The sequence below is a fragment of the Nonomuraea marmarensis genome, assembly GCF_043197025.1.
In the GTDB taxonomy this organism is placed as follows: domain Bacteria; phylum Actinomycetota; class Actinomycetes; order Streptosporangiales; family Streptosporangiaceae; genus Nonomuraea; species Nonomuraea marmarensis.
Genome location: NZ_JBICRM010000010.1, coordinates 222158 through 245579 on the forward strand (window position 1 = coordinate 222158; position 23422 = coordinate 245579).

Annotated in this window: 24 protein-coding genes; 14 read left to right on the top strand and 10 right to left on the bottom strand. The window is 70.3% G+C overall.

What is annotated here, in order from left to right; all coding sequences use genetic code 11:
• Position 1: 1 nt before the first annotated feature.
• Genes ACFLIM_RS19205 through ACFLIM_RS19230 form a run of 6 tightly spaced genes read right to left on the bottom strand, consistent with a single transcriptional unit; the run spans position 2 to position 6882 of the window.
• Positions 2-571, bottom strand: a complete 570-nt coding sequence (locus ACFLIM_RS19205) for an LOG family protein (RefSeq protein ID WP_393167231.1) — start codon at positions 569-571, stop codon at positions 2-4.
• Positions 546-1505: a metallophosphoesterase family protein gene (locus ACFLIM_RS19210; protein WP_393167233.1), complete on the bottom strand. Its 960-nt coding sequence runs from the start codon at positions 1503-1505 to the stop codon at positions 546-548. Before ACFLIM_RS19210 ends, ACFLIM_RS19205 begins: the two co-directional genes overlap by 26 nt.
• Entirely contained in the window at positions 1492-2277 is a 786-nt protein-coding gene (locus ACFLIM_RS19215) for a nucleotidyltransferase family protein (RefSeq protein ID WP_393167235.1), read from the bottom strand. The genes ACFLIM_RS19210 and ACFLIM_RS19215 overlap by 14 nt, the downstream gene beginning before the upstream one ends.
• The gene (locus ACFLIM_RS19220; protein ID WP_393167237.1) at positions 2274-4298 is read right to left on the bottom strand and encodes a PfkB family carbohydrate kinase; all 2025 of its coding nucleotides are present in this window, start codon (positions 4296-4298) and stop codon (positions 2274-2276) included. Before ACFLIM_RS19220 ends, ACFLIM_RS19215 begins: the two co-directional genes overlap by 4 nt.
• A 26-nt stretch (positions 4299-4324) precedes the next feature.
• Positions 4325-6004 carry an APC family permease gene (locus ACFLIM_RS19225; RefSeq protein ID WP_393167238.1) on the bottom strand — a complete coding sequence of 560 codons (1680 nt, stop codon included), beginning with the start codon at positions 6002-6004 and terminating at the stop codon, positions 4325-4327.
• A gap of 56 nt (positions 6005-6060) precedes the next feature.
• Positions 6061-6882, bottom strand: a complete 822-nt coding sequence (locus tag ACFLIM_RS19230; protein WP_393167240.1) for a GntR family transcriptional regulator — start codon at positions 6880-6882, stop codon at positions 6061-6063.
• Positions 6883-6957: 75 nt separating this feature from the next.
• On the opposite strand from ACFLIM_RS19230, the gene ACFLIM_RS19235 reads away from it, so the two are divergent.
• Together ACFLIM_RS19235 and ACFLIM_RS19240 are read left to right on the top strand one after the other, a co-directional pair.
• Entirely contained in the window at positions 6958-7158 is a 201-nt protein-coding gene (locus ACFLIM_RS19235; protein WP_393167242.1) for a hypothetical protein, read from the top strand.
• On the top strand, positions 7125-8069 hold the full coding sequence (locus ACFLIM_RS19240) for an aldo/keto reductase (protein WP_393167243.1): 945 nt from the start codon (positions 7125-7127) through the stop codon (positions 8067-8069). The genes ACFLIM_RS19235 and ACFLIM_RS19240 overlap by 34 nt, the downstream gene beginning before the upstream one ends.
• A gap of 93 nt (positions 8070-8162) precedes the next feature.
• On the opposite strand, the gene ACFLIM_RS19245 is transcribed toward ACFLIM_RS19240, so the two are convergent.
• Entirely contained in the window at positions 8163-9620 is a 1458-nt protein-coding gene (locus ACFLIM_RS19245; protein WP_393167245.1) for an MFS transporter, read from the bottom strand.
• Between the two features lie 171 nt (positions 9621-9791).
• Here ACFLIM_RS19245 and ACFLIM_RS19250 point away from each other — a divergent pair, with 171 nt between their 5' ends.
• Genes ACFLIM_RS19250 through ACFLIM_RS19265 form a run of 4 tightly spaced genes read left to right on the top strand, consistent with a single transcriptional unit; the run spans position 9792 to position 13075 of the window.
• Positions 9792-10463 carry a TetR/AcrR family transcriptional regulator gene (locus tag ACFLIM_RS19250; RefSeq protein WP_393167247.1) on the top strand — a complete coding sequence of 224 codons (672 nt, stop codon included), beginning with the start codon at positions 9792-9794 and terminating at the stop codon, positions 10461-10463.
• Positions 10460-11644 carry an NAD(P)/FAD-dependent oxidoreductase gene (locus tag ACFLIM_RS19255; RefSeq protein ID WP_393167249.1) on the top strand — a complete coding sequence of 395 codons (1185 nt, stop codon included), beginning with the start codon at positions 10460-10462 and terminating at the stop codon, positions 11642-11644. Before ACFLIM_RS19250 ends, ACFLIM_RS19255 begins: the two co-directional genes overlap by 4 nt.
• Entirely contained in the window at positions 11641-12849 is a 1209-nt protein-coding gene (locus tag ACFLIM_RS19260) for a cytochrome P450 (RefSeq protein ID WP_393167251.1), read from the top strand. The genes ACFLIM_RS19255 and ACFLIM_RS19260 overlap by 4 nt, the downstream gene beginning before the upstream one ends.
• Positions 12850-12880: 31 nt before the next feature.
• A complete protein-coding gene (locus ACFLIM_RS19265) occupies positions 12881-13075 on the top strand; it encodes a ferredoxin (RefSeq protein WP_393167253.1) in 195 nt (64 codons plus the stop codon).
• Between the two features lie 16 nt (positions 13076-13091).
• Here the strand turns inward: ACFLIM_RS19265 and ACFLIM_RS19270 are convergent, their stop codons facing one another.
• Entirely contained in the window at positions 13092-14477 is a 1386-nt protein-coding gene (locus ACFLIM_RS19270; RefSeq protein ID WP_393167255.1) for a S28 family serine protease, read from the bottom strand.
• Positions 14478-14593: 116 nt separating this feature from the next.
• Here ACFLIM_RS19270 and ACFLIM_RS19275 point away from each other — a divergent pair, with 116 nt between their 5' ends.
• From ACFLIM_RS19275 to ACFLIM_RS19305, 7 genes are all read left to right on the top strand, one after another.
• On the top strand, positions 14594-15598 hold the full coding sequence (locus tag ACFLIM_RS19275) for an amidohydrolase family protein (RefSeq protein ID WP_393167257.1): 1005 nt from the start codon (positions 14594-14596) through the stop codon (positions 15596-15598).
• A gap of 116 nt (positions 15599-15714) precedes the next feature.
• Positions 15715-16089, top strand: a complete 375-nt coding sequence (locus ACFLIM_RS19280) for a BlaI/MecI/CopY family transcriptional regulator (protein WP_393167259.1) — start codon at positions 15715-15717, stop codon at positions 16087-16089.
• Entirely contained in the window at positions 16086-16232 is a 147-nt protein-coding gene (locus tag ACFLIM_RS19285; RefSeq protein WP_393167261.1) for a hypothetical protein, read from the top strand. Before ACFLIM_RS19280 ends, ACFLIM_RS19285 begins: the two co-directional genes overlap by 4 nt.
• A gap of 215 nt (positions 16233-16447) precedes the next feature.
• Positions 16448-16963 carry a DUF4396 domain-containing protein gene (locus ACFLIM_RS19290; RefSeq protein WP_393167263.1) on the top strand — a complete coding sequence of 172 codons (516 nt, stop codon included), beginning with the start codon at positions 16448-16450 and terminating at the stop codon, positions 16961-16963.
• A 388-nt stretch (positions 16964-17351) separates the two neighbouring features.
• On the top strand, positions 17352-17651 hold the full coding sequence (locus ACFLIM_RS19295) for a hypothetical protein (RefSeq protein WP_393167265.1): 300 nt from the start codon (positions 17352-17354) through the stop codon (positions 17649-17651).
• Entirely contained in the window at positions 17648-19273 is a 1626-nt protein-coding gene (locus ACFLIM_RS19300; RefSeq protein ID WP_393167267.1) for an amidase, read from the top strand. The genes ACFLIM_RS19295 and ACFLIM_RS19300 overlap by 4 nt, the downstream gene beginning before the upstream one ends.
• Positions 19274-19345: 72 nt before the next feature.
• The gene (locus ACFLIM_RS19305; protein WP_393167269.1) at positions 19346-20392 is read left to right on the top strand and encodes a nucleoside hydrolase; all 1047 of its coding nucleotides are present in this window, start codon (positions 19346-19348) and stop codon (positions 20390-20392) included.
• A gap of 85 nt (positions 20393-20477) precedes the next feature.
• On the opposite strand, the gene ACFLIM_RS19310 is transcribed toward ACFLIM_RS19305, so the two are convergent.
• Entirely contained in the window at positions 20478-22193 is a 1716-nt protein-coding gene (locus ACFLIM_RS19310) for an amidohydrolase family protein (protein WP_393167271.1), read from the bottom strand.
• Between the two features lie 168 nt (positions 22194-22361).
• On the opposite strand from ACFLIM_RS19310, the gene ACFLIM_RS19315 reads away from it, so the two are divergent.
• Positions 22362-22583: a hypothetical protein gene (locus tag ACFLIM_RS19315; protein WP_393167273.1), complete on the top strand. Its 222-nt coding sequence runs from the start codon at positions 22362-22364 to the stop codon at positions 22581-22583.
• An 18-nt stretch (positions 22584-22601) separates the two neighbouring features.
• On the opposite strand, the gene ACFLIM_RS19320 is transcribed toward ACFLIM_RS19315, so the two are convergent.
• Positions 22602-23402, bottom strand: coding sequence for an SAM-dependent methyltransferase (locus ACFLIM_RS19320; protein WP_393167275.1), 801 nt, complete (start codon positions 23400-23402; stop codon positions 22602-22604).
• Positions 23403-23422: the final 20 nt, after the last annotated feature.

Here is a 23422-nt window from a genome sequence, read left to right on the forward strand (position 1 = left end):
GTCAACCCCGGGGATCGGGACAGGTGGCCACGGCCTGTTCCAGCAGCGGCATGACGTCGTCGACGTCCTCGGCGACGGGGGCCAGGCGTAGATCGCCGGGGCCGATGACCAGCTCGGCCGCGAACGCCTCCCGCAGCCGCCGCCAGCGCGCGCCGAGCAGCACCAGCCTGGCCGCGCCGGGCTCGGTCTGCAGCGCGGACCAGACCACGGCCGCCTCGCCGAGCGTGCCCACTCCCCCGGGCAGCGCCACCACCACGTCGGCGGCGAGCAGGTGACGCAGCCGCTCGGGGTAGTCGCCGGCCCAGCGCAGCTCGGTGCACCACGGACTCGGTGTGAGCCCGGCCCATCCCCGCATCGGCAGCCCGATCACCGTCGCGCCATGCTCGCGGGCGCCTTGTGCGGCCGCGCCCATCAGCCCGCCGTACCCGCCGGTCATCACCCGCCAGCCGCGGGCGCCGAGCGCCGAGCCCAGCGCGAAAGCCTGCCGCCAGGCCGGGTCGGGCGGCTCCAGCCGCGCCGACCCGATGATCGCGGCGGTGGGCGCGTCACCCGGCGACGAGTTGGTAGCCACGCAGCCCCTTCCTGGTGGAGAGGGTGAGCAACGCGCCGCGCAGCACGCCCTCCGAATACTCGCTGCCGGGGTTGATCGAGCGGGAGCCGCCGATGCTCGCCTCGCCGCGGGACTCGTGGATGTGCCCGTGCAGGGCGAGCAGCGGCTGGTAGGTGGTGATCGCGGAGCGTACGGCCCGCGACCCGACTCCCGCGATCACGGGGCTGCCGGACCTCATCACCGGACGGAACTCCTCATCAAGGAGCATGGCCTGGTCGATCGGGGTGTCCTTGGGTGGAACGTGCAGGTTGAAGATCGCCTTCGACATGTCGGGGACCTTGGCCGCCTCGCGGTCGATGCGTTCGGCGAGTTGCTCCTCGGGCAGCTCGCGGGGCGAGTCCCACGGGGTCGGGTTGGAATAGCCGACCGAGATCATCGTGAAGCCGCCGGGCAGCTCCACCAGCCGCCCCTCCGGGTTGATCAGCATGTCGGAGGCGCCGAGAACGTCGTCCACGAAGAGCGGGTCGTCGTTGCCGGGCGCCAGCAGGCACATGATCCCGGTGCCCGCCAGCCGCTCCTCGGCGAGGGACATCCAGGCCGACAGCGTCTGGTGCATGTGTTTGCGGAAGGTGTCCTCGACGAGTTGCGGGCGCTCGCGGAACTCGGCGATCTCGTCGGGGGTGGTGTCGTAGGCGTAGAAGCCGGCGTCCGCGATCAGCTTCCGCAGCGCGGGCAGTCCCTCCGCGCCGACCTCCCTGTCCCGGCCGAACACGTGGGACCGGTACCGCCCGCCGGTGCTCTCCACGATCGGCACCAGCATCTTGCCGGTGATGTCCCCGCCCATGATCAGTACGTCGGCCCCGTAGAACTTCCCGGCGTTGACGAACTTGCGGAAGCAACGGTCGGAGCCGTGGATGTCGGTGGCGAAGAACACCTTGATCTCACGAGTGCGCATCGATGGGCCCTCCAATCTCGTCGGGCAGGTCGTACCAGGGCATCCGCCGGCCCACCCGGTCGCGGACCCGCCACCTCAGCGATTTCGGGGCGGCGGCGAGCAGCTCGCCGATCAGCCGCGCCCGGCCGGTGACGACCTCCGACTCCGCGGGGGCGAGCAGTTCCGCGGCCAGGCCGGGGAGGCGGGCGAGGTTGTCGGTGAAGGTGGTGTACCAGCCCCAGTCGGCGCTGGTGATCCGGGCCAGCCGGTCGGAGCTGACGTGGTCGTCCTCGGCGGGCGTGTCCTGCGGCGCGACCTCGTGGGTGAGCAGGATCGTCAGCGCGTCCGTCAGGTCCTTGCGGTTGACCTCCACCACCTGGAGCTTGGTGAGCAGCAGGTCGGCGGGCGAGAGCGTCGCGGGGTGCAGGGCGAGCCGGTCGGCGAGGTCCATGCTGTGGCACATCTGGAATCCGCCCACGAAGACGTCCAGCTTGCGCTCGTTGGGCTCGTCGGTGAAGAGCATCCGCCGGTCGCCGCGCATGTTGTTGAACCGGACGTTGGGCAGGTAACCCAGCTCGGACATGGCCGTCCTGAACGCCTTGCCCTCCTTGGGGTGGATCACCAGGTCGATGTCGCCGTACTCGCGGCGCAGCGCGTCCGGTACGTCGCGGTGCCGGTGCCGGGCGACGGCCAGGCCGCCGATGAGCCGTACGGCGAGGCCGCGCTCGGCGAACGCGGAGGTGAGCCGGATCGCCTCGGCCTCGATGTCGGGGAGGGGAACGGGTGTGGTCATGCCGGTTCTCCGATCACGACTCGGTGGATCGTGTCGTAGTGCTCGGTCTTCGCCGCCTGGCTGGGGAAGTTGTAGCTCTGCTTGCCCAGCACCTCGGCGAGGTGGAAGCCGATCAGGCTCAGCGGGAGCGCGGCGAGCAGCGGCGAGAACTCCTCGGGCACGCCCCCGGCCAGCGGCAGGTGCAGCGCGGGGAGCTCCGGGGCGGCGTCGCTGACGACGATCGGGGCGGCCCCGATGAAGTCCAGCTCGCCGAGGATCTCCCCGGCCCGGTCGGCGGCGGCTCCGGAGGGCGCCACGAGCACCACGGGCGTGCCGGGCGAGCTGACGAAATACTCCTCGTGCGCCCACTCCTCGATGTTGGTGCTCACCCCGACGAGCTGCGGGCCCTCGAACAGCTTGGCCGCGCCGAACTTCGCCGAGGACTCGTTGGGCCCGGCCCCGAGGAAGGTGATCCAGGCGTGCCCGGCCAGCGTCCGCGCCGCCTTGTCCGCCGGACCGGCGTTGGCCAGCAGAGTGCGTTCCGCCAGATCAGGTACGGCGAGCAGCGCGGCGCGCGCGGCCTCGGTGTCCCTCCCGCGTGCCCGCGCCCAGCGCAGCGCGAGGTCGTCCAGCGTGGCGACCATGCCGAGGTAGGTGCTCGTGCCGGGAGAGAAGCCCAGGGTCGGCACCTCGATCGGCAGCACCAGCTCGGCCGCCTGGGCCAGCGCCCCGCCCTGGTCGTTGGTCAGCGCGATGGTCAGGTGCCCGAACCTGCGCGCCTGCACCGCCGCCTCGGTGGTGCGCCCCACCTTGCCGGAGAACGACACGCACACCACCGCGCTCCGCTCCGGCAGGTAGCGCACCTGGTAGCGGGCGAAGTCGAGGGCGTGCACGGCCCGCGCGGAGACTCCGGTGTGCCGCTGGAACGCCAGCGCGGTGGCCAGCCCGGCGAAGTGGGAGTCGCCGCAGCCGACCAGGAAGAGATGCTCGATGCCGCGCTCGGTCAGGGTCTCGGCGATGCGCCGCACGTGTCCGTCCGGGTCGGCGACGTGCCTGGCGATCACCTCCGGGATCATGGAGATCTCCCGGCGCATGACGTCGATGTCGTAGGGCGTCACGGCAGGGGGTACGGCACCGGAGGACAGATCCGCGAAGCGCCGCCGGGCGGTCTCCGGGTCCAGGTCCGCGAGGGCGAGGGAGCCGAACCTCTCGACCGCCCACGCCGCGCTGGCCGCGCCCCGCCGTACCGCGTCGGGCAGGGGCAGGCCGGCGGCCAGGGCGGCGGCCACCGCCCCGCAGAAGGTGTCCCCCGCGCCGGTGGTGTCCGCCACGTCCACCGGGTAGGCGGCGACGCGTACCCCGGGCAGTCCCTCGGCGTCGATCAGGGCGCCCTCGGCCCCGAGTTTCACCACCACGGCGCGGACGCCGCGCCGCCTGAGCTCCGCCGCCGCCCTGGGCGGATCGTCGTAACCGGCCAGCGCGGTGAGCTCCTCCCTGCTCGGGAGGAACACGTCGGTCCGTACGGCCAGCTCGACGACGGCCTCGGGATCGGCCCAGTCCTCGTGGGTGTCCAGGGTGATCAGGGCGCCCGGGGCGTGCGCCCTGACGTGTTCGACGATGCCGGCCGCCGCGGTCAGCGGCATGGCCGCGACGTGGACCACCGGCGGCGGGTCGCCGGCCAGCCAGCCGCCGAGGATGTCGCCCGGCTGGACCGCGACCTCGCGGGAACGTTCCGGAGGGGTGCGGTAGAGCCAGCGCCGCCGCCCGTCCTCCTCGTAGACGACCCAGTTGCGGACCGTGGGCCCGTCGATGGTCCGTACGCCGGAGGTGTCCACCCCCAGGCGCCGGAGCACCTCGAGGATTTCCCCGGGGAGATCGTCACCGCGCCTGGTGACGATCCGCACCTCGGGATTCCACAGTCGTGCCGCCAGCGCCGCGTAGACGACGTTGCCGCCGGGGCTGGCCATCCGCACCGTGCCGTCGGGCCGTACGACGTCGTCGATGGTGAGGTTGCCGATGACGAGTACCCGCCGGGTGTCCATAGGGAAGCTCCTTTCAGATAGGTCGTTCACTCCGGCGGGATCTCCCGGTAGACCAGGCTGAGGTCCACCCCGCGGCTGCGGTTGATCAGGCGGGCGGCGACGTACCAGACGATTCCTGTCACGATCACGCCGGACATGAACCAGAGCGAGAGCTCCCGAGTCACCCCGAACGTCGAGTTGATCGTGTCGTTGGCGATGAAGGCGATCAGCAGTGCGCCGAGCGTGAGCACGCCGCCCGCCCCGGCCAGCGCCACGACGGGGATGCCGAGGATGCGCTTCCCGCCGGCCGACTCCCAGACGTCGCGCAGCCGGTAGGGGAACACCACGCCGGCCAGCGCGACGATGATGAATGCCAGGATCTGCGCCAGCAGGGCGCCGAGCAGGCTGGCGTTGGCCCAGTTGACCAGCGCGACCAGGGCGATCTCGCCGGTGACGACGCACAGCACGATGGCCTTCACCGGCGTGTGGAATCGTTCGCTCACCTCCCCCAGTTGCTGCGGCACCGTGCGGTCCAGCGACCAGGCGAGCATGTACCGGGTGGCCTGCATGGTCGACAGCGGGGTGCCCATCACCGCCCAGATCACGAAGCCGACGCCGATCAGGAGCAGCAGGAAGACGTTGTGCGTCAGCAACGCGGCCAGGAAGTTGAAGCCGGGCGGCAGCCCGGCGGGCAGGCCGAGGGTGTCGGGGGCGGCGTTCGCGAGGTAGCCCAGGCTGCCCAGCCACTGGGGGCTCACGTGCCCGGTGACCACGATCGTGAGCAGGGCGAGCACCAGGCCGCTGGCCAGCACGCCGCCGACCATCGCCCGGTACTGCGTCTTCGAGGCGCGCTTGATCTCGCCGCCGATCTGCGCGGAGCCCTGCGCGAAGCCGACCACGAAGAACACCCAGGGCAGCATCAGCAGAGTGTCGAGGAAGCTGAACGACGCGTTGTTTCCGGTGTAGCCGGCCTGCTCCGCGGCCGGGATGATCTGGTCGAAGGTCAGCCCGCCGTTCCGGCCGGCGAAGTCGTTCCAGCCATCGGTGATGTTCCCGCCCTGGAAGACCAGCAGGATGAACGAGACCAGCAGGCTGAGACCGGCGATCGCGAAGAGGAACTTCTGCCACCGCCAGTAGCGCTGGCCCCCCAGTACGAGGAGCACGCCGAAGCCGACGGTGATGAGCGTGCCCAGGCCGAGCACCCACCACTGGGTGGTGATGCCGAACAGCTCGTGCTGGGCGAGCAGCCCCGTGCTCATGTCCAGCCAGACCTTCTGGCCGGTGACGGAGCCCAACGTGGCCAGCGCCGCGGGAACCGCGAAGGTGAGCGCGAAGTAGGCGTTGAAGCCGATCCAGAAGAAGATCATCCACAGGCCCTGGCTCCAGGAGAGCAGGAAGCCGAGGATCGGGTGCAGGGTACGGCTGACGAAGACGTAGTCTCCCCCGGAGCGCGGCATCGCGGCGGCGAACTCGGCGTACACCCTGAGCAGCGTGAACGCCATCAGCACGGTGCCGATGACCACCGAGAGCAGCATGTTGCCCCCGGAGAAGGCCGTCTGTGCCTGGAGGAAGAGGAAGACGGCGCCGACCGCGACGTTCATTCCGAAGGTGTTCATGACGAAGGCGTCGAAGAAGGACACCTCGCGGATGAGGCCGGTGGCGTTCCGGACGAAGACGCCTGCTTGCCTGTCGGAGGAGGAGGTGGGGAGTTGACTGGGTACGGCCACGGCAAGGGCCCCTCTCTGTCTGGCCGCACGACGTGCGTGACGGTGCGGCCGTCGAGCTATCGAGTAGTGCCGTCGGGGGATGTTCGCAGGGAGGGCTGGAAGCCGACCCCGTGCTGCGGATGACTTTCGATCTCGAACCTGAACCGGTCGGCCTGGTAGAGCACCTGGGAGAACTCCACGGGAGTCCCGTGCTGGTCGCGGGTGACGGCCTCCACCCGCAGCAGCGCCTCGCCCACGGGGACCTGGAGATGAGTGGCGTGCTCGGGGAGCGCCCTGACCACCTCGATGATGTTGCGGGCGGAGGTCATCACCGTGCCGTACCGCTCCTCCAGCAGGTGGTAGAGCGAACCGCTCAGGTCGGCGTCGGCCAGGCCCGGATACAGCGATGCCGGTAACCACGCCGAGAGCAGCACCACCGGTTCGCCGGCCAGGTACGCCAGCCGCCGCAACCGCACCAACTCGGTGCCGTCCGGCACCCCGAGCCTGGTGCCGACCGGCTCGCCGGCCGGGACCGTCTCGGCGGCCAGCACCCGCATCTCCGCCGGCAGCCCGGTCGCATTGAGGGTGGCGGTGAAGCTGGTCAGCAACTGGATCTCGGCGCCGACCTTGGTCTCCCTGACGTAGGTCCCCCGGCCCCGGGTCCTGGTCAGATAACCGTCCTTGACAAGCGCCAGGATCGCCTGCCGTACGGGGGCCAGGCTGACCCCCAGGCGTAGCGCGTACTCCTTTTCCTGCATGAGCTTCTCGCCGGGGGCGAGGCGTCCGGACACGATCCTGTCGAGCAACAGCCGGTAGATCTGCTCGTGGTACGGCACCGGCGATCCACGATCGATCTCCACGGGGAGCTGCGACGGGCTCTGCGACTCAGACGACCTCATGAGAAGAACGTAAAGATTATAAGTTTCTAACGTATTGCTCTGAGGTTGCGTTTTCGTCTGAATGCACACCCTGACATGGGAGAACGCCGCCCGGGCAAGATGGCCGTGTTGTGGCCGGCCCATCCCCTGCTGCCGACCGCCCTCGCCGAATCGGTGTGGCGCGAGCGCAGCCGGAAGCGTGTGGTGGACTGGCGGCATGACAGCGGAGAGCTGGGGCCGCCGCGATGCGGGATGAGCTGGGTGTGCGTCTGCTGGGCCGGACCGGGTTGCGGGTGACGCCGGTGGGGATCGGGCTGGCCGCGCTGGGCCGTCCGGCCTACATCACGCTCGGCCGGGAGGAGGATCTCGGCGGCGATCGCAGCGTCGCCGCGATGCGGGCGCGGAGCTGGGCGGTGCTGGACGCGGCGCGGGCGGCCGGCGTCCGCTACTTCGACGTGGCCCGCTCCTACGGCCGGGCGGAGGAGTTCCTCGCCGGCTGGCTGCGCGAGCGCGCCATCCCGCCCGGGGCGGTGACCGTGGGATCGAAATGGGGGTACGCCTACGTCGGCGACTGGCGGATGGACGCCGACCGGCACGAGGTCAAGGAGCTGTCCGCCGGCCGCCTGCGACGTCAGCTCGACGAGAGCCGGGCGCTGCTGGGCGAGTACCTGTCGCTGTACCAGATCCACTCGGCCACCGTGGAGAGCGGCGTGCTGGACGACGAGGACGTTCTCACCGAGTTGCGCGCCGCCGGCATACCGGTCGGCCTGTCCACGACCGGCCCGCGGCAGGCGGACACCATCGACCGGGCGATCGAGCTCGGCCTGTTCGACACGGTGCAGGCGACCTGGAACCTGCTGGCGCGATCCGCCGGCCCGGCGCTGGCCCGGGCCCATGAGGCCGGCCTGGGCGTGATCGTCAAGGAGGGCGTGGCGAACGGCCGCCTGACCGCCCGCACCGCCCCGCCCGCCCTCGCCACCGCCGCCCGGGAACGCGGCCTCACCCCCGACGCCCTGGCCCTGGCCGCCATCCTGGCCCAACCGTGGGCCGGCGTGGTGCTGAGCGGGGCCGCCTCGGTGGACCAGCTCCACAGCAACCTGACCGCGGCCCACATCGGCTGGGACGAGGAACTCGACGAGCGCCTCACCGTACTGGCCGAGGATCCCCAGACCTACTGGGCGACTCGGGGCTCGCTGAAATGGCAGTGATCGGTGCTCGCACCAAAATGTTCTTCGCCGGAGGCGCTACAGACCGGTGGGACGTCGACGGCGAAACGTGATCACCACGACCGGTACGCGTCCTCAACCGGCGGAGGGAGCCTTTGCCGGCGTCCGAGTCGCTGTGGGCGATGCCGCCACGGCGGGAGCCGGGCGCCGGCCGGGTATGAAGGCCGCGATCGCCAAGGCGACCAGGGCCGCGCCGCTGCCGATCGCCATGATCAGGCGGAAGCCGTTCTCCGAGGGGACGGTGATGGAGCCGAACGTGGCGGTCAGCTGAGCCAGGACGACACCGGCCACCGCGCTGGACATGGAGGTGCCGATGGATCGCATCAAGGTGTTGAGGCTGTTGGCCGCGGCCGTCTCCCCGACGGGAACGGCGGACATGATGAGCGCGGGCATGGCCCCGTATGCGAACCCGATGCCGGCCCCGATCACGGCGGAGACGAGCACGAGGTGCCAGATGGCGGACATCAGCACCACGCTCAGGCCATAGCCGGCGGCGACCACGGCGGCGCCGATCATCAGCGTCACCTTCGGGCCCCTCGCTCGCGAGATCCGCGCGGACAGCGGCGCCATGGCCATCATCACCAGGCCGGACGGTGCCAGCACCAGGCCCACGACCAGCATCGTCTGCCCCAGGCCGTAGCCGGTGAGCTTGGGCAGCTGCAGCAGTTGCGGCAGCACCAGGGACATCGCGAACATCGCGAATCCGAACACGGCGGAGGCGAGGTTGGTGAGCAGCACCTGGCGGCGTGCGGTGGTGCGCAGGTCCACCAGCGGCTGCCCGGCGCGCAGCTCCCACCAGCCCCACGACACGAGCACGACGGCCGACGCGGCGAACAGGCCAAGGGTCAGGGCGCTGGTCCAGCCCCAGTCGGCGGCCTTGGAGATCGCCAGCAGCAGGCATATCAGGCCGGCCGACAGCCCGGCCGCACCCACCAGGTCGAAACGCCCTCCGCTACGGACCGCGGACTCCGGCACGAGCGTCAGCACGAGCACGGTGGCGAGCACGCCGAACCCCGCCGCCGTCCAGAACAGCACGTGCCAGTCGGCGCGTTCGGCCAGCAGGGCGGCCGCGGGCAGGCCGAGCGCGCCGCCCACGCCCAGCGAGGCGCTCATTAGGGCGGTCGCGGAACCGAGCCGTTCGGCCGGCAGCTCGTCGCGCATGATGCTGATTCCCAGCGGGATGACGCCGGCCGCCAGACCTTGCAGGGTCCGTCCGACGACCATCGGCCCCAGCGTGTCGCTGAGGCCGCCGACGACCGAACCGGCCACCAGCAGGGCGAGGCTGACCAGGAGCAGGCGCCGCTTGCCGTACATGTCTCCCAGTCGTCCCACCACCGGCGTCGCGACGGCGCCCGCGAGCAGGGTGGCGGTGATCGCCCAGGTGGCGTCGGACGGGGACGCGCCCAGGAGCTTCGGGAGCTGGGGGATCAGCGGGATCACCAAGGTCTGCATCAGCGCGACCACGATCCCGGCGAAGGCCAGCACCATCACGACGGTGTTCGGTCGCGGCGGGCCGGCAGGGGCGAGGGGCATGGAGAAGCCTCCGAGGGGTCGCGTACATGGACGAGTAAACTTTAAATCAACTGCTTGACTTAAAGCTAACAGACCCGGTTAACTGTGCATGAAATCGGAGGTCAGTTCGGAGGAGGCCGTGGTGAGCCAAGGTGACGGACAGCAGCGCGAAGTTCCGGTGCGGTGGTGACCATGGCCGTACGGGCCGAGCGGGTCAGCGCGACGCGGGAGCAGATCCTGACGGCGGCGGAGCGGTTGTTCGCCGAGCACGGGGTGTTCGCCGTGTCCAACCGCCAGGTCAGCGAGGCCGCGGGGCAGGGAAACAACGCCGCGGTCGGCTACCACTTCGGCACGAAGCCGGATCTGGTACGCGCGATCGTGCGTAAACACGCCGAGCCGATCGAGCGGGTACGCCGGAGGATGGTGGCCGAGATCGGCGGCTCCACCGATGTCCGGGAATGGGTGACCTGTCTGGTCCGCCCGGTCACCGACCATCTGGCCACCCTGAGCAGCCCCACGTGGTTCGCCCGGTTCGGCGCCCAGGTGATGACCGACCCCGCACTCCGCGAGATCATGATCGAGGAGTCTCTCTCCTCGCCCTCCCTGCAGGCGATCCTCGACGGGCTGAACCGGTGCCTCTCGACGCTGCCGGCCGAGGTGCGCGCCGAGCGCTATGACATGGCCCGCCAGCTGATGGTGCACATCTGCGCCGAGCGCGAACGCGCTCTGGCCGAGGGCACCCCCACGCCCCGGTCCACCTGGGACGGCGCCGCGACCGGGCTGATCGACGCGATCGTCGGGTTGTGGCTGGCACCCGCCAGCGAATCGGCCGGAGCTCGCGTGGACAGGAACCCCAGCGCGTGAACGCTCCCTCCGGCGTACTGGTGGTCGGCGCCTCCGCCGCCGGGCTCGCCACGGTGGACGTGTTGCGGCGCAGGGGCTACCAGGGCAGCCTGACCGTTCTGGGCGCCGAGCCGCACCTGCCCTACGATCGGCCACCGCTGTCCAAACAGGTCCTCTCCGGCGTCTGGGATCCCGAACGGATCCGGCTCCGGCACCCGGACGCCGAGTTCATCCTCGGCGACCCGGCCGTCGGCCTGGACCCGGCCACGCGCACCGTCCACACAGCGTCCGGGCGTGCCCTGCGGGCCGACGCCGTGGTCATCGCCACGGGGCTGCGGGCTCGCGTGCTTCCCGGGCAGGCCGGGCTGGCGGGTGTGCACGTGCTGCGTACCCTCGACGACGCCCTGGCGCTGCGGGCGGAGCTGCGCTCTTCCGCGCGGCTCGTGGTCGTCGGCGAGGGGGTGCTCGGCGCAGAGATCGCCGCCACCGCGCGGGGCATGGGGTTGACGGTCACCATGGCCGGTCCACAGCCGGCGCCCCTGGCGAGCCAGCTCGGACCGGCGGTCGCGGGACTGCTCGCCGACCTGCACGCCGAGCAAGGGGTACGCCTGCGGCTGGGCGCCGGGGTCAGCGGGCTGGCCGGGGAGCAGGGACGGGTCACCGGCGTGTGCCTGGACACCGGCGAGGTGCTGCCGGCCGACGTGGTCGTGGTGGCGATCGGGGCCGACCCGGCGACCGGCTGGCTGGCCGGCAGCGGCCTGCGGCTGGACAACGGGCTGGTCTGCGACTCCCGCTGCCGGGCCGCCGAGGGAATCTACGCGGCCGGCGACGTGGCCCGCTGGCACCACGCCGATCTGGGGACGTCGATCCGGCTGGAGAACCGCACCAACGCCGTCGAACAGGCCGGCGCCGTCGCGGCCAACATCCTCGGCGACGACCGGCCCTACAGCCCCGTGCCGTACTTCTGGACCGACCAGTTCGACGCGAAGATCCACGTACACGGGACGCCGTCCCCCGACGCCGAGCTGACCGTCGTGGAGGGGGACCTGGCCAGCCGCCGCTTCGTCGCGCTCTATCGCCAGGACGGCAGGACCACCGGCGTTCTCGGCTGGAACATGCCCAAACAGGCCCGCCTGCGCCGCCAGGAGGTCACCTCGCTCCCGCCCTGTGAAACATCCCAACCGCGGAAGGAAAGGCAATGACGATTACCTCCGATCCGGCCCAGATTCCGGAGTTCCCGATGGCCAGGGCGGCGGGGTGCCCGTTCGATCCCCCGCCGGCTCTGCGGTCCAAGCAGGAGGAGGGCCCGCTCACCAAGGTCCGGCTGTGGGACGGCAGCACGCCGTGGCTGGTGACCCGCTATGCCGAGCAACGGGCGTTGCTGGCCGACCCGAGGGTCAGCGCCGACATCACCCGCCCCGGCTACCCGAGCCCGGCCCCGGTCAACGGCTCGTCCATCAGCTTCATCCTGATGGACGACCCCGAGCACGCGCGGCTGCGGCGGATGGTGACGGCGCCGTTCGCCATCAGGCGGGTGGAGGCGATGCGACCGGCCGTACAGAAGATCGTGGACGATCTGATCGACGGCCTGCTGGCCGGCCCGAAGCCGGTGGACCTGGTCGAGGCGTTCGCCTTGCCGGTGCCGTCCCTGGTGATCTGCGAGCTGCTCGGGGTGCCGTACGCCGACCACGACTTCTTCCAGGACAACAGCAAGACCATCATCAAGCGCGACGCGACGCCCGAGCAGCGCTTCGCCTCCTTCGGCCGGCTGGCTGACTACCTGGACGGCCTGATGGGCGAGAAGCTCGCCGACCCCGGTGACGACCTGCTGTCCCGGCTGGCCGAGCGGGTCACCGCCGGGGAGCTGTCCCGGCAGGAAGCAGCGCAGATGGGGGTACTGCTGCTGATCGCCGGGCACGAGACCACCGCGAACATGATCGCCCTCGGCACGCTCGCCCTGCTGGAACACCCCGACCAGCTGGCCCTCCTGCGCCAGAGCGACGATCCGAAGCTGGTCGCGGGGGCGGTGGAGGAGTTGCTGCGCTACCTGAACATCACGCACAACGGCCGCCGCCGGCTCGCGCTGGCGGACATCGAGATCGCCGGCCACACCATCCGCGCCGGCGATGGGTTGATCATGGCCAACGACATCGCCAACCGCGACCCCGCGGCCTTCCCCGACCCCGACCGGCTGGACCTCCACCGCGACGCCCGCCACCACGTGGCCTTCGGATTCGGCGTGCACCAGTGCCTGGGCCAGCCCTTGGCCCGGATGGAGCTGCAGGTCGTCTACAGCACCCTCTACCGGCGCATCCCCACCCTGCGGCTGGCGGCGGACCTGGAACGCATCCCGTTCAAGCACGACGGCTCCGTCTACGGGGTCTACGAACTACCCGTGACCTGGTGACTCTCCCCAGCAGACGAACAAAGAGGATCTCATGAAGGTAATTCTCGACCAGGACAAGTGTGTCGCTTCCGGGCAATGCGTGATGGCCGCCCAGGACGTGTTCGACCAGCGCGACGAGGACGGGATAGCGGTGCTGCTCGACCCCACCCCGCCCGCCGCGCTGGCCGCCGACGTCCGGCAGGCCGTAGCGGTGTGCCCGGCGCTGGCCATCCACATCGAGGAATGACGCCGCGACTTCGGCGTCAGCGGGTGCGGCGATCGGTGAGCATGTCGTCAGCCGGGATGGCCGCCGCTTCCGAGCGCCGCTGGGCAGGCGACACCTCCGCCCAGCGCCGCAGGGTGGCCGTCGCCGCCGCGCGATCCGCTTCGGACAGGCGCGCGATGCTGGCGCCGTGATTGGCGCCGGGCGCGACGTAGAGGTAGGAGTCACGCCCGCTCGGGGTGAACCGCTCGGCGCTCCACGGGTCGTTCTCGCCGTAAACGAACAGCATCCGCTCCGACCGAGTACGCACCCAGTGGTCCACGTCGAGCATCGGCCGCGCGTCGTGCCGGGAGCGGAGCTCGGCGGGGAGCACCGAGTTGGGCTGGTAGAGGCCGCGGTGACGGGTCAGCCCGCGCAGGTGCTCGAACCTAAGGTCGGGCCAGCCGAGCTGGGTGGCCGCCTGGTAGTAGTACGGCGTGTAGTACTCCAGGCCCTGGTCGGTGTAGAAGCCGAAGAAGGCGACGGTGTCGATCCAGGCGTACAGCTCCGCGTCCGTGGCGGTCGCGGGCGGCACGCCGGAGCAGTCCGCCGCGGAGGAGTACTGCCAGAACGCCCACGCCGTATCGAGGATCGTCATCTCGAACGACCGGTCCGCGCTACCGAGTGTCCTGGTGAAGGTGTAACCGTTGCGCTCGGCGTCCGACTCCAGCAGCGCCACCATCCGGTCACGCCGCTTGAGGGCCTCACGCTGCACGTTCTCCAGCGCGGTACGGCAGGACTCGGAGCCGACGCCGGCGAAGAACCTGTCGTACTCGTGATCCAGGGGATTCACCCGGTCGTTGGGGGTGACATAGCCCACCACGGCGTCCACGTCTTGGGGGTAGAAGCGCCGGTGGTAGACGGACGTCATGCCTCCCTTGCTCGCGCCCGTCTGGATCCACTTCCCTGAGTAGAGGGGCTTGAGCGCCTGGACGATCCGGTGCTCGTCCGTCGCCTCCTGCCAGATGGTCAGGTCGTCCCAGTCGGCCGGCGCCGGGCGGGAGGAGCGGAAGAACCGGTGTTCGACGGAGACCTGGTTGCCGTCGAGCAGCTGGGTCGGCTCGGTACGCGAAGCCGTGGGGTTCACGGGCAGGCCGTACCCGCCCGTATAGAGGACGACGGGCGCCTCGGCCGAACGGTGCAGCAGGGTGAGGCGCTGCTGGAAGGTCCCCCTGCGCGGGTTTCGGTGGTCGACCGGCTGGGTGAAGGTCAGGTTGAAGAACCGGTAGCCGGTCGGCTGGGACTCCGACACCACCGTGAGTCCGGGGATGGCCGTGAGCCTGTCCAGCAGGTCGTCCTGCGCCGCGGCCGGCCGGGCGGCGGCGGGTAAAGCGTGAAGGATGATGGCCATCGAGACCGCCAACGCGGCCAGGACCCGGTTTCGCACGGTTTGCGTCTCCTTGAAGGGGGGCGTATCGCCCGACGCTATACCGATCATCATCTGCCGTCACCGGTACGCGAGTTAGCTTCGCGCGGAGGTTGAAAACCAGGCTGCGGGCAACATTGACCGTACGTATCACGAACGGGGACGTGATGGACGGCAAGATCGCCCTGGAAGAACACTTCAACCTGCCCGAGTTCGCGGACAGCCTGCCGCAGTACGTCGAGCCGCGAACAATGCGGGAGATAGAGCACAGGCTGCTCGACCTCGGCGCCATGCGCCTGGAGGAGATGGACGCCGCCGGGATCGAGCTGTCGGTGTTGTCACTGACGGCCCCTGGCGTCCAGGCCGAGACCGACCCGCGGCGCGCGGTCACGCTCGCCAAGAAGACGAACGACACCCTCGCCGAAGTGGTCCGCGAGCACCCCGACAGGTACGCGGGCCTGGCCGCACTCCCCCTGCAGGACCCGCCGGCCGCCGCCGACGAGCTCGAACGCTGTGCCACCGAGCTCGGCTTCCGCGGGGCGCTGGTCAACGGCTTCACCAACCTCGGTGACGCCGCAACCGGCTGGTACTACGACCACGAACGGTTCCTGCCCTTCTGGGAGCGCGCCGAGGCGCTCGGCCTGCCCGTCTACCTGCACCCCCGGGACCCGCTCCCCGGCAACCAGGGCAGCTACGAAGGCCACCCCGAACTGCTCGGCGCCGTGTGGAGCTTCACCGTCGAAACGGCCACGCACGCGCTGCGGCTGATGACCAGCGGGCTGTTCGATCGCTTCCCGGGGCTCACCGTGATCCTCGGACACCTCGGCGAGACGCTGCCCTTCACCATGTGGCGCATCGAGCATCGGGTGTCGTTCATGGGCGACCTCCGAAAGTTCCGGCGGCCCCTGTCCGATTACCTTCTGACGAACTTCTACGTCACGACCAGCGGCGACTTCCGCACCCAGGCGCTCGTCGCCACGCTGTCCGAGCTCGGCGCCGACCGCGTCCTGTTCTCCAGCGACTATCCGTACGAATCCATGCGCGAGGCCGCCGACTGGTTCGACCACTCCGCCATCAGCGAGAACGACCGCGTCAAGATCGGCCGCACCAACGCCCTGCGGCTCTTCCGGCTGAAGAAGTAGCCGGACGCCCCGGCTACGCGTTCGCGTGGGGGTCCTGGCTGGCCAGGGTACGACTGGACCTGCGGCGTCCGGCCGGCTAGGCCGCTCTGACTACGATCGCCGGTAGGATGACCGGCATGATGCGCGGCCTTGGCGAGCTCGAATCCACGATCATGGATCGGATGTGGGCCCGGCGCCGGCCGGCCTCCGTCCGCGACGTGTTCGAGGACCTCCGGCAGGAGCGGACGATCGCCTACACCACCGTGATGACCGTGATGGACAAGCTGCACACCAAGGGCCTGCTCAAGCGCCAGCCGGTCGGCCGGGCCTACGTCTACGAGCCGGTGGCGTCAAAGGAGGCCTATACCGCCGACCTGATGCGCAGCGCGCTGGCGGGCAGCGGCAACCAGGCCGCCACCCTCGTGCACTTCCTCGAACGGCTCACCCCCGAGGAGGCCACGGCGCTGGAGGCCGCACTGCAGGTGTTCCCGCACAAAGGCAGGTCAGCATGATCGCCGCCATCGTCCTGACGCTCTACACGGTCGTGGCCGCGATCTGGCTGCCCCGGCTGGGGCGGGCCGCGAGCTGGGCGCCCAGACGGTCATCACGACAGGGGCAATGCGCACCCTGGCGCCGGAGCAGGTCGCCGCACTAACTGGGCGGCCCCGCGATGATCGCGCTGGTGCCCGGCTTGAGCTCGTTCCTGGCCCATCACTGCCACTCGCTGCTCACCCTCTGACCTACGAACGTTCGTAGTAAGATCTTCTTCTTTCACCGCGTAGGAGGAAGGCCCGATTTCAGCGTTACCCACGGCTCCGATGTATACCCCATACCCGTATAATCGGCCTATCGCGATTAAGGAGCGTCACCATGGATCACACTGGACACCACATTCCGGCCACCTCGGCCGAGCACGAGCACCATGCGACCGCACCGGCCCCCGCGGCCACGTGGGGCATGGCGGCGCAGGCGACCTTGCACTGCCTGACCGGCTGCGCGATCGGTGAGGTGCTCGGCATGGTCATCGGCACCGCGCTCGGCCTGGCCAACCTCGCCACCGTCGTCCTGTCGGTGGCGCTGGCCTTCGTGTTCGGTTACGCCCTGACCATGCGTGGCGTGCTGCGGGCCGGGGTCGACTTCCGCACGGCGCTGAAGGTGGCATTGGCCGCGGACACCATTTCCATCGCGGTGATGGAGGTGCTGGACAACGCGGTGATGCTGACCGTGCCCGGCGCCATGGACGCGGGACTGACGAGCTGGCTGTTCTGGGTGGCGCTGGCCGGGTCGTTGCTGGTGGCCTTCGTGCTGACGACGCCGGTGAACAAGTGGCTGATCTCCCGCGGCAAGGGCCACGCGGTGATCCACCACTACCACCAGGGCCACTGATCACCCCCGAACCTCCTCCCTACTTCCTCCCCACTGAGTCCTCGCGCTACGGGGAGGGCGGGTTCTCGTGTCGCCTACGCGCGACGAGGTCGGCTGCCCGGTAGCCGGGCAGCCGGCCTCCGCGCTCAGAGCCGGTTGAGGATCTTCCTCATCTGCTCCACCTCGGCTTGCTGAGCGGTCTCGATGGTCTTGGCCAGCGCCTGGCCCGCCCATGTGCCCCCCTCCCTCCCTTGGCCCGCGTACAACTATGTCTGATAGTAATGCGATGAACAGCTCCCGGACGGCGGGTGCGGGCGGAGATGAGTTTTCACACGTATGTGATCTTGGGGACATTCGGGCGACACGCGGCGCTCCGAATGTTGTCTGGCACCCTTCCTTGGAGAACGCCGTGACACCCGCACCCCCCTCAGACACCGAGCTCAACACCATGATCAGGGCCCGGCTGGCCACTCTGGGCATCGACCTCGACCAGCTTCCCGCCGGCACGGCGGCCGATCCGGAGACGGGGGCGCCCGGCCGCGACACCGTCCTCGCCTCGCTGCGCTCGTTCATGCGCGGTACGGTCGCGACGCTCGCCGCCTACCGGCTCCCGGCACCGGAAGGGACCGGCGCGTCCGCCGATCCCGCGCTGTCCCAGCAGCGCGCGCCGATGATGTACCCGTCCATCAGCGTGGAGTGGCGCAAGTGAGCACTCTCGACGGCGGCGCTGACCAGCCGCTCGACCGTACGGTGGCCCGGCGCACGTTTCTGGCCAGTACGGCGGCGGTGAGCGCGGTGGCCGGCATCGCCGCGACCCTGCCGGCGCCCGCGTCGGCGGCGAGCGGGTCCGGCAAGGACCGGCCCGGCCTGGACGTGTCCAACGCCTACGCGAAGCCGCGGCCCGCGGCCATGTCCGACCCCACCGAGCTCACCCTCGCCGAGGCCGCGTGGATGATCCGCAACCGCCAGATCAGCCCGCTGGAGCTGGTCGACGCCTATCTCGCCAGGATCGACGCGTTCGATGCGACGTACCAGGCCTTCAACACCGTGCTCGCCGACGCCGCGCGTGAGGCGGCGCAGGCCGCGGGCCGCCGGCAGCGGCGCGGCCCGCTGCACGGGATACCGCTCGCGATCAAGGACAACTACTACACGCAGGGCGTGCCCACGACGGCCAACTCGTTCCTCTTCAAGGACTTCGTGCCGGGCTTCGACGCGACGGCGGTGGCCGGGCTCAAGGCCGCGGGGGCGATCGTGCTCGGCAAGACCCAGATGGGTCCGCTCGCCACCACCCGGGCCACGACCCCGGCCGGCGTGATCACCACGGTCAACGCCTGGACGCCGACCAACCCGAGCGTGAACCCCGGCGGGTCGTCCACCGGCACGGCCACCACGGTGGCGGGGCGGATGGCGGCCGCCGGCACCGGCACGCAGACCGGCGGCTCCATCACCGCGCCGTCCAACGCGCAGAACCTCACCGGCCTCAAGCCGACCATGGGCCGGGTGTCGCTGTACGGGATCATCCCGCTCAGCTACACGCGCGACCATCCCGGGCCGCTGGCCCGCGACGCCAAGGACGCGGCGATCATGCTCACGGCGATGGCCGGCGAGGACCCGGCCGACCCTCGCACCCAGGGCCTGCCCAAGCTGCCCGCCCTGATCGACGCCGCCACCCCCGTCTACACGGGCGGCCGGCTCAGGCTGCGCTGGAACACCCGCATCGGGGTGCTGCCCGGCTACGCCGACGGCTCCTCCGAGACCGCCGCCGCGCGCCGCGCCTTCCTGTCGTCCATGGCGGCGATCCGCGGGGTGACGCTCGTCGAGGTGCCGTTCCCCGACGAGTGGGACCTGCTGACAGGCAACGACTTCAACAACGTCCGCCTGCCGGAGCGCAGTGAGCCGTTCATGCCGTACCTGCGGTCCGACCTGCGCGGCTTCGGGGTGTCGCTGATCGGCTGGCTCCAGGGCGCGCTGATGGGCGCCAATGAGTACGTCACCGGGCAGCGGGCCAAGCTGCTGCTGCTGGAGCGGGTGCTGGACCAGATGTTCGGCAGGTGCGACGTGGTGGTGCAGACCTCGCCGACGCCGTTCGACGCGATCGGCCTGCCGGAGATCGGTTTCCCGATCGGCTTCAGCGCGGCGGGCGAGCCCATCGGCACCATCCTCGGCGGCTTTCCGTACGCGGAGGACCGGCTGCTGTCCGTCGTCGCCGCCTACCAGACCGTCTCCGACTGGCACTGGCGCCGGCCCGCCGACCCGCCGGCCGGTCGGCTGCGCGCGGCGGCCGACCGGGGCCGGATCTCGGCCGAGGAGGCCGCCGAGCAGGCGCAGTGACCAAGTCGCCGGACGGCGCCATCCTGGGTTTAACTGGATCTCGGACCATCGCCTCGAACCCGGGGAAAACTCATGAAAAGAGTCCTGCTCTCCCTCGTCCTGGCCATGGCGGCGCCAGCGACTGTGCCTGCGGCGGCCGTCGCCCGTCCACCCGCGGTCATCTTCGACACCGATATGGACTTCGACGACGCGGCCACGCTGGCCTACCTGTCTCAGGAGCACAGGGCGGGCCGCATCGACTTACGCGCCATCACGGTGACGAACAACGGCGCCGGATTACCGGGCAGGGCGATCCGGCACGCGAGGTGCCTGGCCGAGCGCCTCGGCCTGCGGAACGTGCGGATCGCCGACGGAACGGACACCGCGCCCAACTCCTTCCCCGCCGAGCTGAGACAGCTCTTCGACAGAGTGCTCACGGCGGCCACACCCGGGTGCTCCGGCGACGAGACGCCGTCGCGGCTGCGCGCCCCGGAGCTGATCAGAAAGGTGCTGCGCGCCGATCCTTCGACTCAGATCATCGCCACCGGCCCGCTCACCAACCTCGCCGCCGCCCTGCCCTACTCCGCCTCCCGGCTGACCTCGATGGGCGGAGCCGTCAAGGTGGCCGGGAACCTGTGCTGCGGCACCCCGCCGGAGTTCGACGGGACCCAGGAGTTCAACTACTGGCTCGACCCCCCGGCCGCGCGGGCGGTGCTCACCCGGAGCCGGGGAACCGTGCGGATGGTGTCGCTGGACGCCGCCAACGAGGTGCTCATCACCAGCGCGTTCATAGCCCGGCTCGATGCCGACCACGGCACTCCGGCCGCCGACACCGTACTGGAGATCGTCACCCATCCCGAGGTCCAGCCGCTGATCGCGGACCGCCTGCTCTACTGGTGGGACCCGCTGGCCGCGATGAGCGCCATCCATCCTGGGCACGTCGAGTTCACCGCCGGACGCCTCGACGTGGTACTGAACGGTCCTTCAGCCGGGCGCACGTTCCTGTCGCCCTCCGGGCGCCTGCTCTGGTACGGCACAGCGGCCGACACCGCCGCGTTCGAGCAGCGCTTCCTCGACACCCTGAACGGCAGCGATCAACCGGCCAGCGATCGCACTGCAGGGGCGCCGGCCCAGCAGTGATGCCCGCCGGGACGCAGGATCGCGGCCGAGTTGAGCCTGCGCGGAAGGGATGCGGCGCCACATCCCTTCCGCCCTGTTTGGACCCTTAACCCCTGCTCGGGACCGTCGGCCGCGCGGCCGGTTCGGCCGACGGGGGGATGCCGGCTCCCGAGCTGCCGCCGCAGGGACCGTAGGTGCTCCAGTCGGGGTCGATGTCTCTGCAGGCGCCGGCCGCCTTCTGCGCCTTCACCATGTCGGCCACGTCGGCGAGCAGCTTCTTGGCGTCGTAGACGATGCCATTGCGTATCGTCCACTGCACGCCGCCGATGCGCTTGATGTCGCCGGTCGAAGCGTCCAGCCGGGCGGTGCCGGTGCCGTAGAGGGTCTTGAGGTCCTGGAGCGGGTTGTACGGGAGCACGGCGAGGTCGGCGTACATGCCGGGCTCGACCGTACCGTACTGGGGCTTGTCGCCCCGCGGGTCCGCGATGGTCTGGGCGACATTTCCGGACATGGCCTCGATGGCCTCCAGCGTGCTGAGCCCGGCCTCCCTGAGCATCTCCAGTTCGGTGATGTTGGCGAAGCCGTACAGGTTGTAGATGAAACCCGGGTCGGTGCCGCCGGCGATGCGCCCGCCCATCTCCTTGTAGTCGTGGATGAGCTGGAAGTACTGCTGGTAGAAGCGCTTCCAGCTGGCCTCGTCCTCGCTCGTCCAGTCGTAGTAGAACGAGCCGTGCGCCTGCGGGCTCGGCTCCCAGAAGTCCCATAGCGAGGGCAGCGCGAATCGCGGGTGCCAGTCGAGCCCGCGCACCCTGGCCAGGTCGCGCCCTGCCAGGTAGACACCGAAGGTCGGACCGAAAGTGACCTTGTTCGCGAGCTGTTCCTCCAGGTACGCCTTCCACTGCGGCGAGCCCGGCGGGTACGTGTAGTCGATCACCGTGGCGACCGCGCGCCAGCGGGCGGCCTCGTTCCGGTAGTCGTAGCCCGGCGACTTGGGATGCTCGCGGCCCTCCTTGAGCAGCGACTCGAAGTGGCCGTAGAAGTGGGTGACCGTGCCGAGGCCGAGCCGGCCGGACTCGACGGCGTTGAGCTGCGGGTAGATCGGCGGCGAGTGGTGCATGGTCGTGCCGAGCCCGCGCTTCCCGGCCTCGGCGATCATGACCTCGATCTCCGGCCTGCCGTACACCCGGTCGCCGAAGAACTTGATGCCGTCCACACCGTTCGTGGCCGCCCAGGCCACCCAGGCGGCGGCCTTCTCCCCCGAGTCGATCTGGCCGCCGTCCCAGCCGTTGCCCGGGGTCTGATAGTTCACGATGCGCGGGGCGACGATCTCGTTGCGCTCGCTGGCTTCCTTGTCGCGTACGGCGTCGGCGTGCGCGGCCACGGTCACCCCGCGGACCGTGGTGACCCCGTGGGCGAGCCACAACTTGTAGGCATAGGTACGCGGGCTGTTGCCGGTGCCGGTGTGGGTGTGCTCGTCCACCAGGCCAGGCATGACCCACATGCCGGTGGCGTCGATCTCGTGGTCGGCGTCCCGCGGGTTTCGCTGTTTGGGTGCGTTCGGGTCGATGGGGATGATCTCGGCGATGCGGTTGCCCTTGATGACGATGTCGACCGGGCCGACGACCTTGCCTCCGGCACCGACGATGACGTTGACTCCGCGGATCACGAGCTTCTTGAAGGGTCCCCTGCCCTCGTTCTTGCCACGGGGCGGGGTGGGGTCGGCGGCCGTCAGGACATCGGCGTGGGCGGTCGAGGGGGCGAGGGCGATCAGACCGGCCGTCAGGCCGGCGGTCTGCAGCAGGGTGCGCCTATCGAGGGACAAGCCTTACTCCTCACGTCTGAGGGTGGTTCACTCTGAAATAATCTTTCGCAGCGGCCGGCCACGCAAGATCGAGGGGTCGCGTGGGCTTGCGCCGGCGGCAGCCATTGGCCTGAACTTGGTGCGACAGCCGTACGACGAAGGAAGGCCGAGACCGCCGCCGGCCGCCCGATGATCCGCCATCTCACCGAGAACGTAATCCTGTGGCCCGGCCCGCTCGGGGTGCTGGCTCCGATCCCCGACTGCGGACGACAGGGCAAAGCGCCCGTCGTCCTCGACCCGCGCCACACCATCTCGGGGAGCACCTGCCGTGACGGCTTCTACCTGGCCGCCTCAGGCGACCAGGACTTCGTGCGGAGCGCGGTCAACGATGTCCGCGTCCGTCCCCTGTGAGCCGATCGGTATCTCCGCTCAGGGCTTGCGCGCCACCGCGCCGTACGCGTCGATCGCCTCGTCCACGTCGGCGCCGGGGCGCCAGCGCGCGATCGGCACCAGCCCCGGCTCGACCGGCTCCAGGCCGGCGAAGCACTCAGCGAGTTGCTCGGGGCGGCGCAGGAAGTAGGGAACGGCCCCGGTCTCGGCGAGCTTGGCGCTGCCCTCGTTGACGGCGTCACCGGTGTCGGAGCCGTCCCAGAGCACCAGGTAGCTGCCGGAGGGAACGGCGTCCATCACCCGGCGCACGATGGAGAGCAGCACGTCGAAGTCCTCCACGTAGCCGAGCACGCCCATGAACATCACGCCGATCGGCTTGGTGAAGTCGAGCACGTTGTGGGCGTCGGAGATGATCAGCTCGGGTTCGTGGTAGTCGGCGTCCACGTAGGTGGTCACGCCCCCGGGGGTGGTGTTCTTCAGCAGGGCACGGGCGTGTACGAGGACCAGCGGGTCGTTGTCGACGTAGACGATGCGCGCGTCCGGCCTGATCCCCTGGGCGATCTCGTGGGTGTTCTGCATCGTGGGCAGGCCCGTACCGATGTCGAGGAACTGATGGACGCCCGCCTCGGCGGCGAGGTAGCGGACGGCGCGGATGAGGAAGCGCCGCGACTGCTTGGCCATCGTGACGATATCGGGGTACACCTCGGCGACGGCGTCACCGGCGGCGCGGTCGGCCTCGAAGTTGTCCTTGCCGCCCATCCAGTAGTTCCAGATGCGCGCCGCGTGCGGCCCGCTCGAACTGATCTTCGCGGCGAAGTCTGAGCGGTGCTCGTCGGCCATTTCGCGGCTCCCAACGCGAG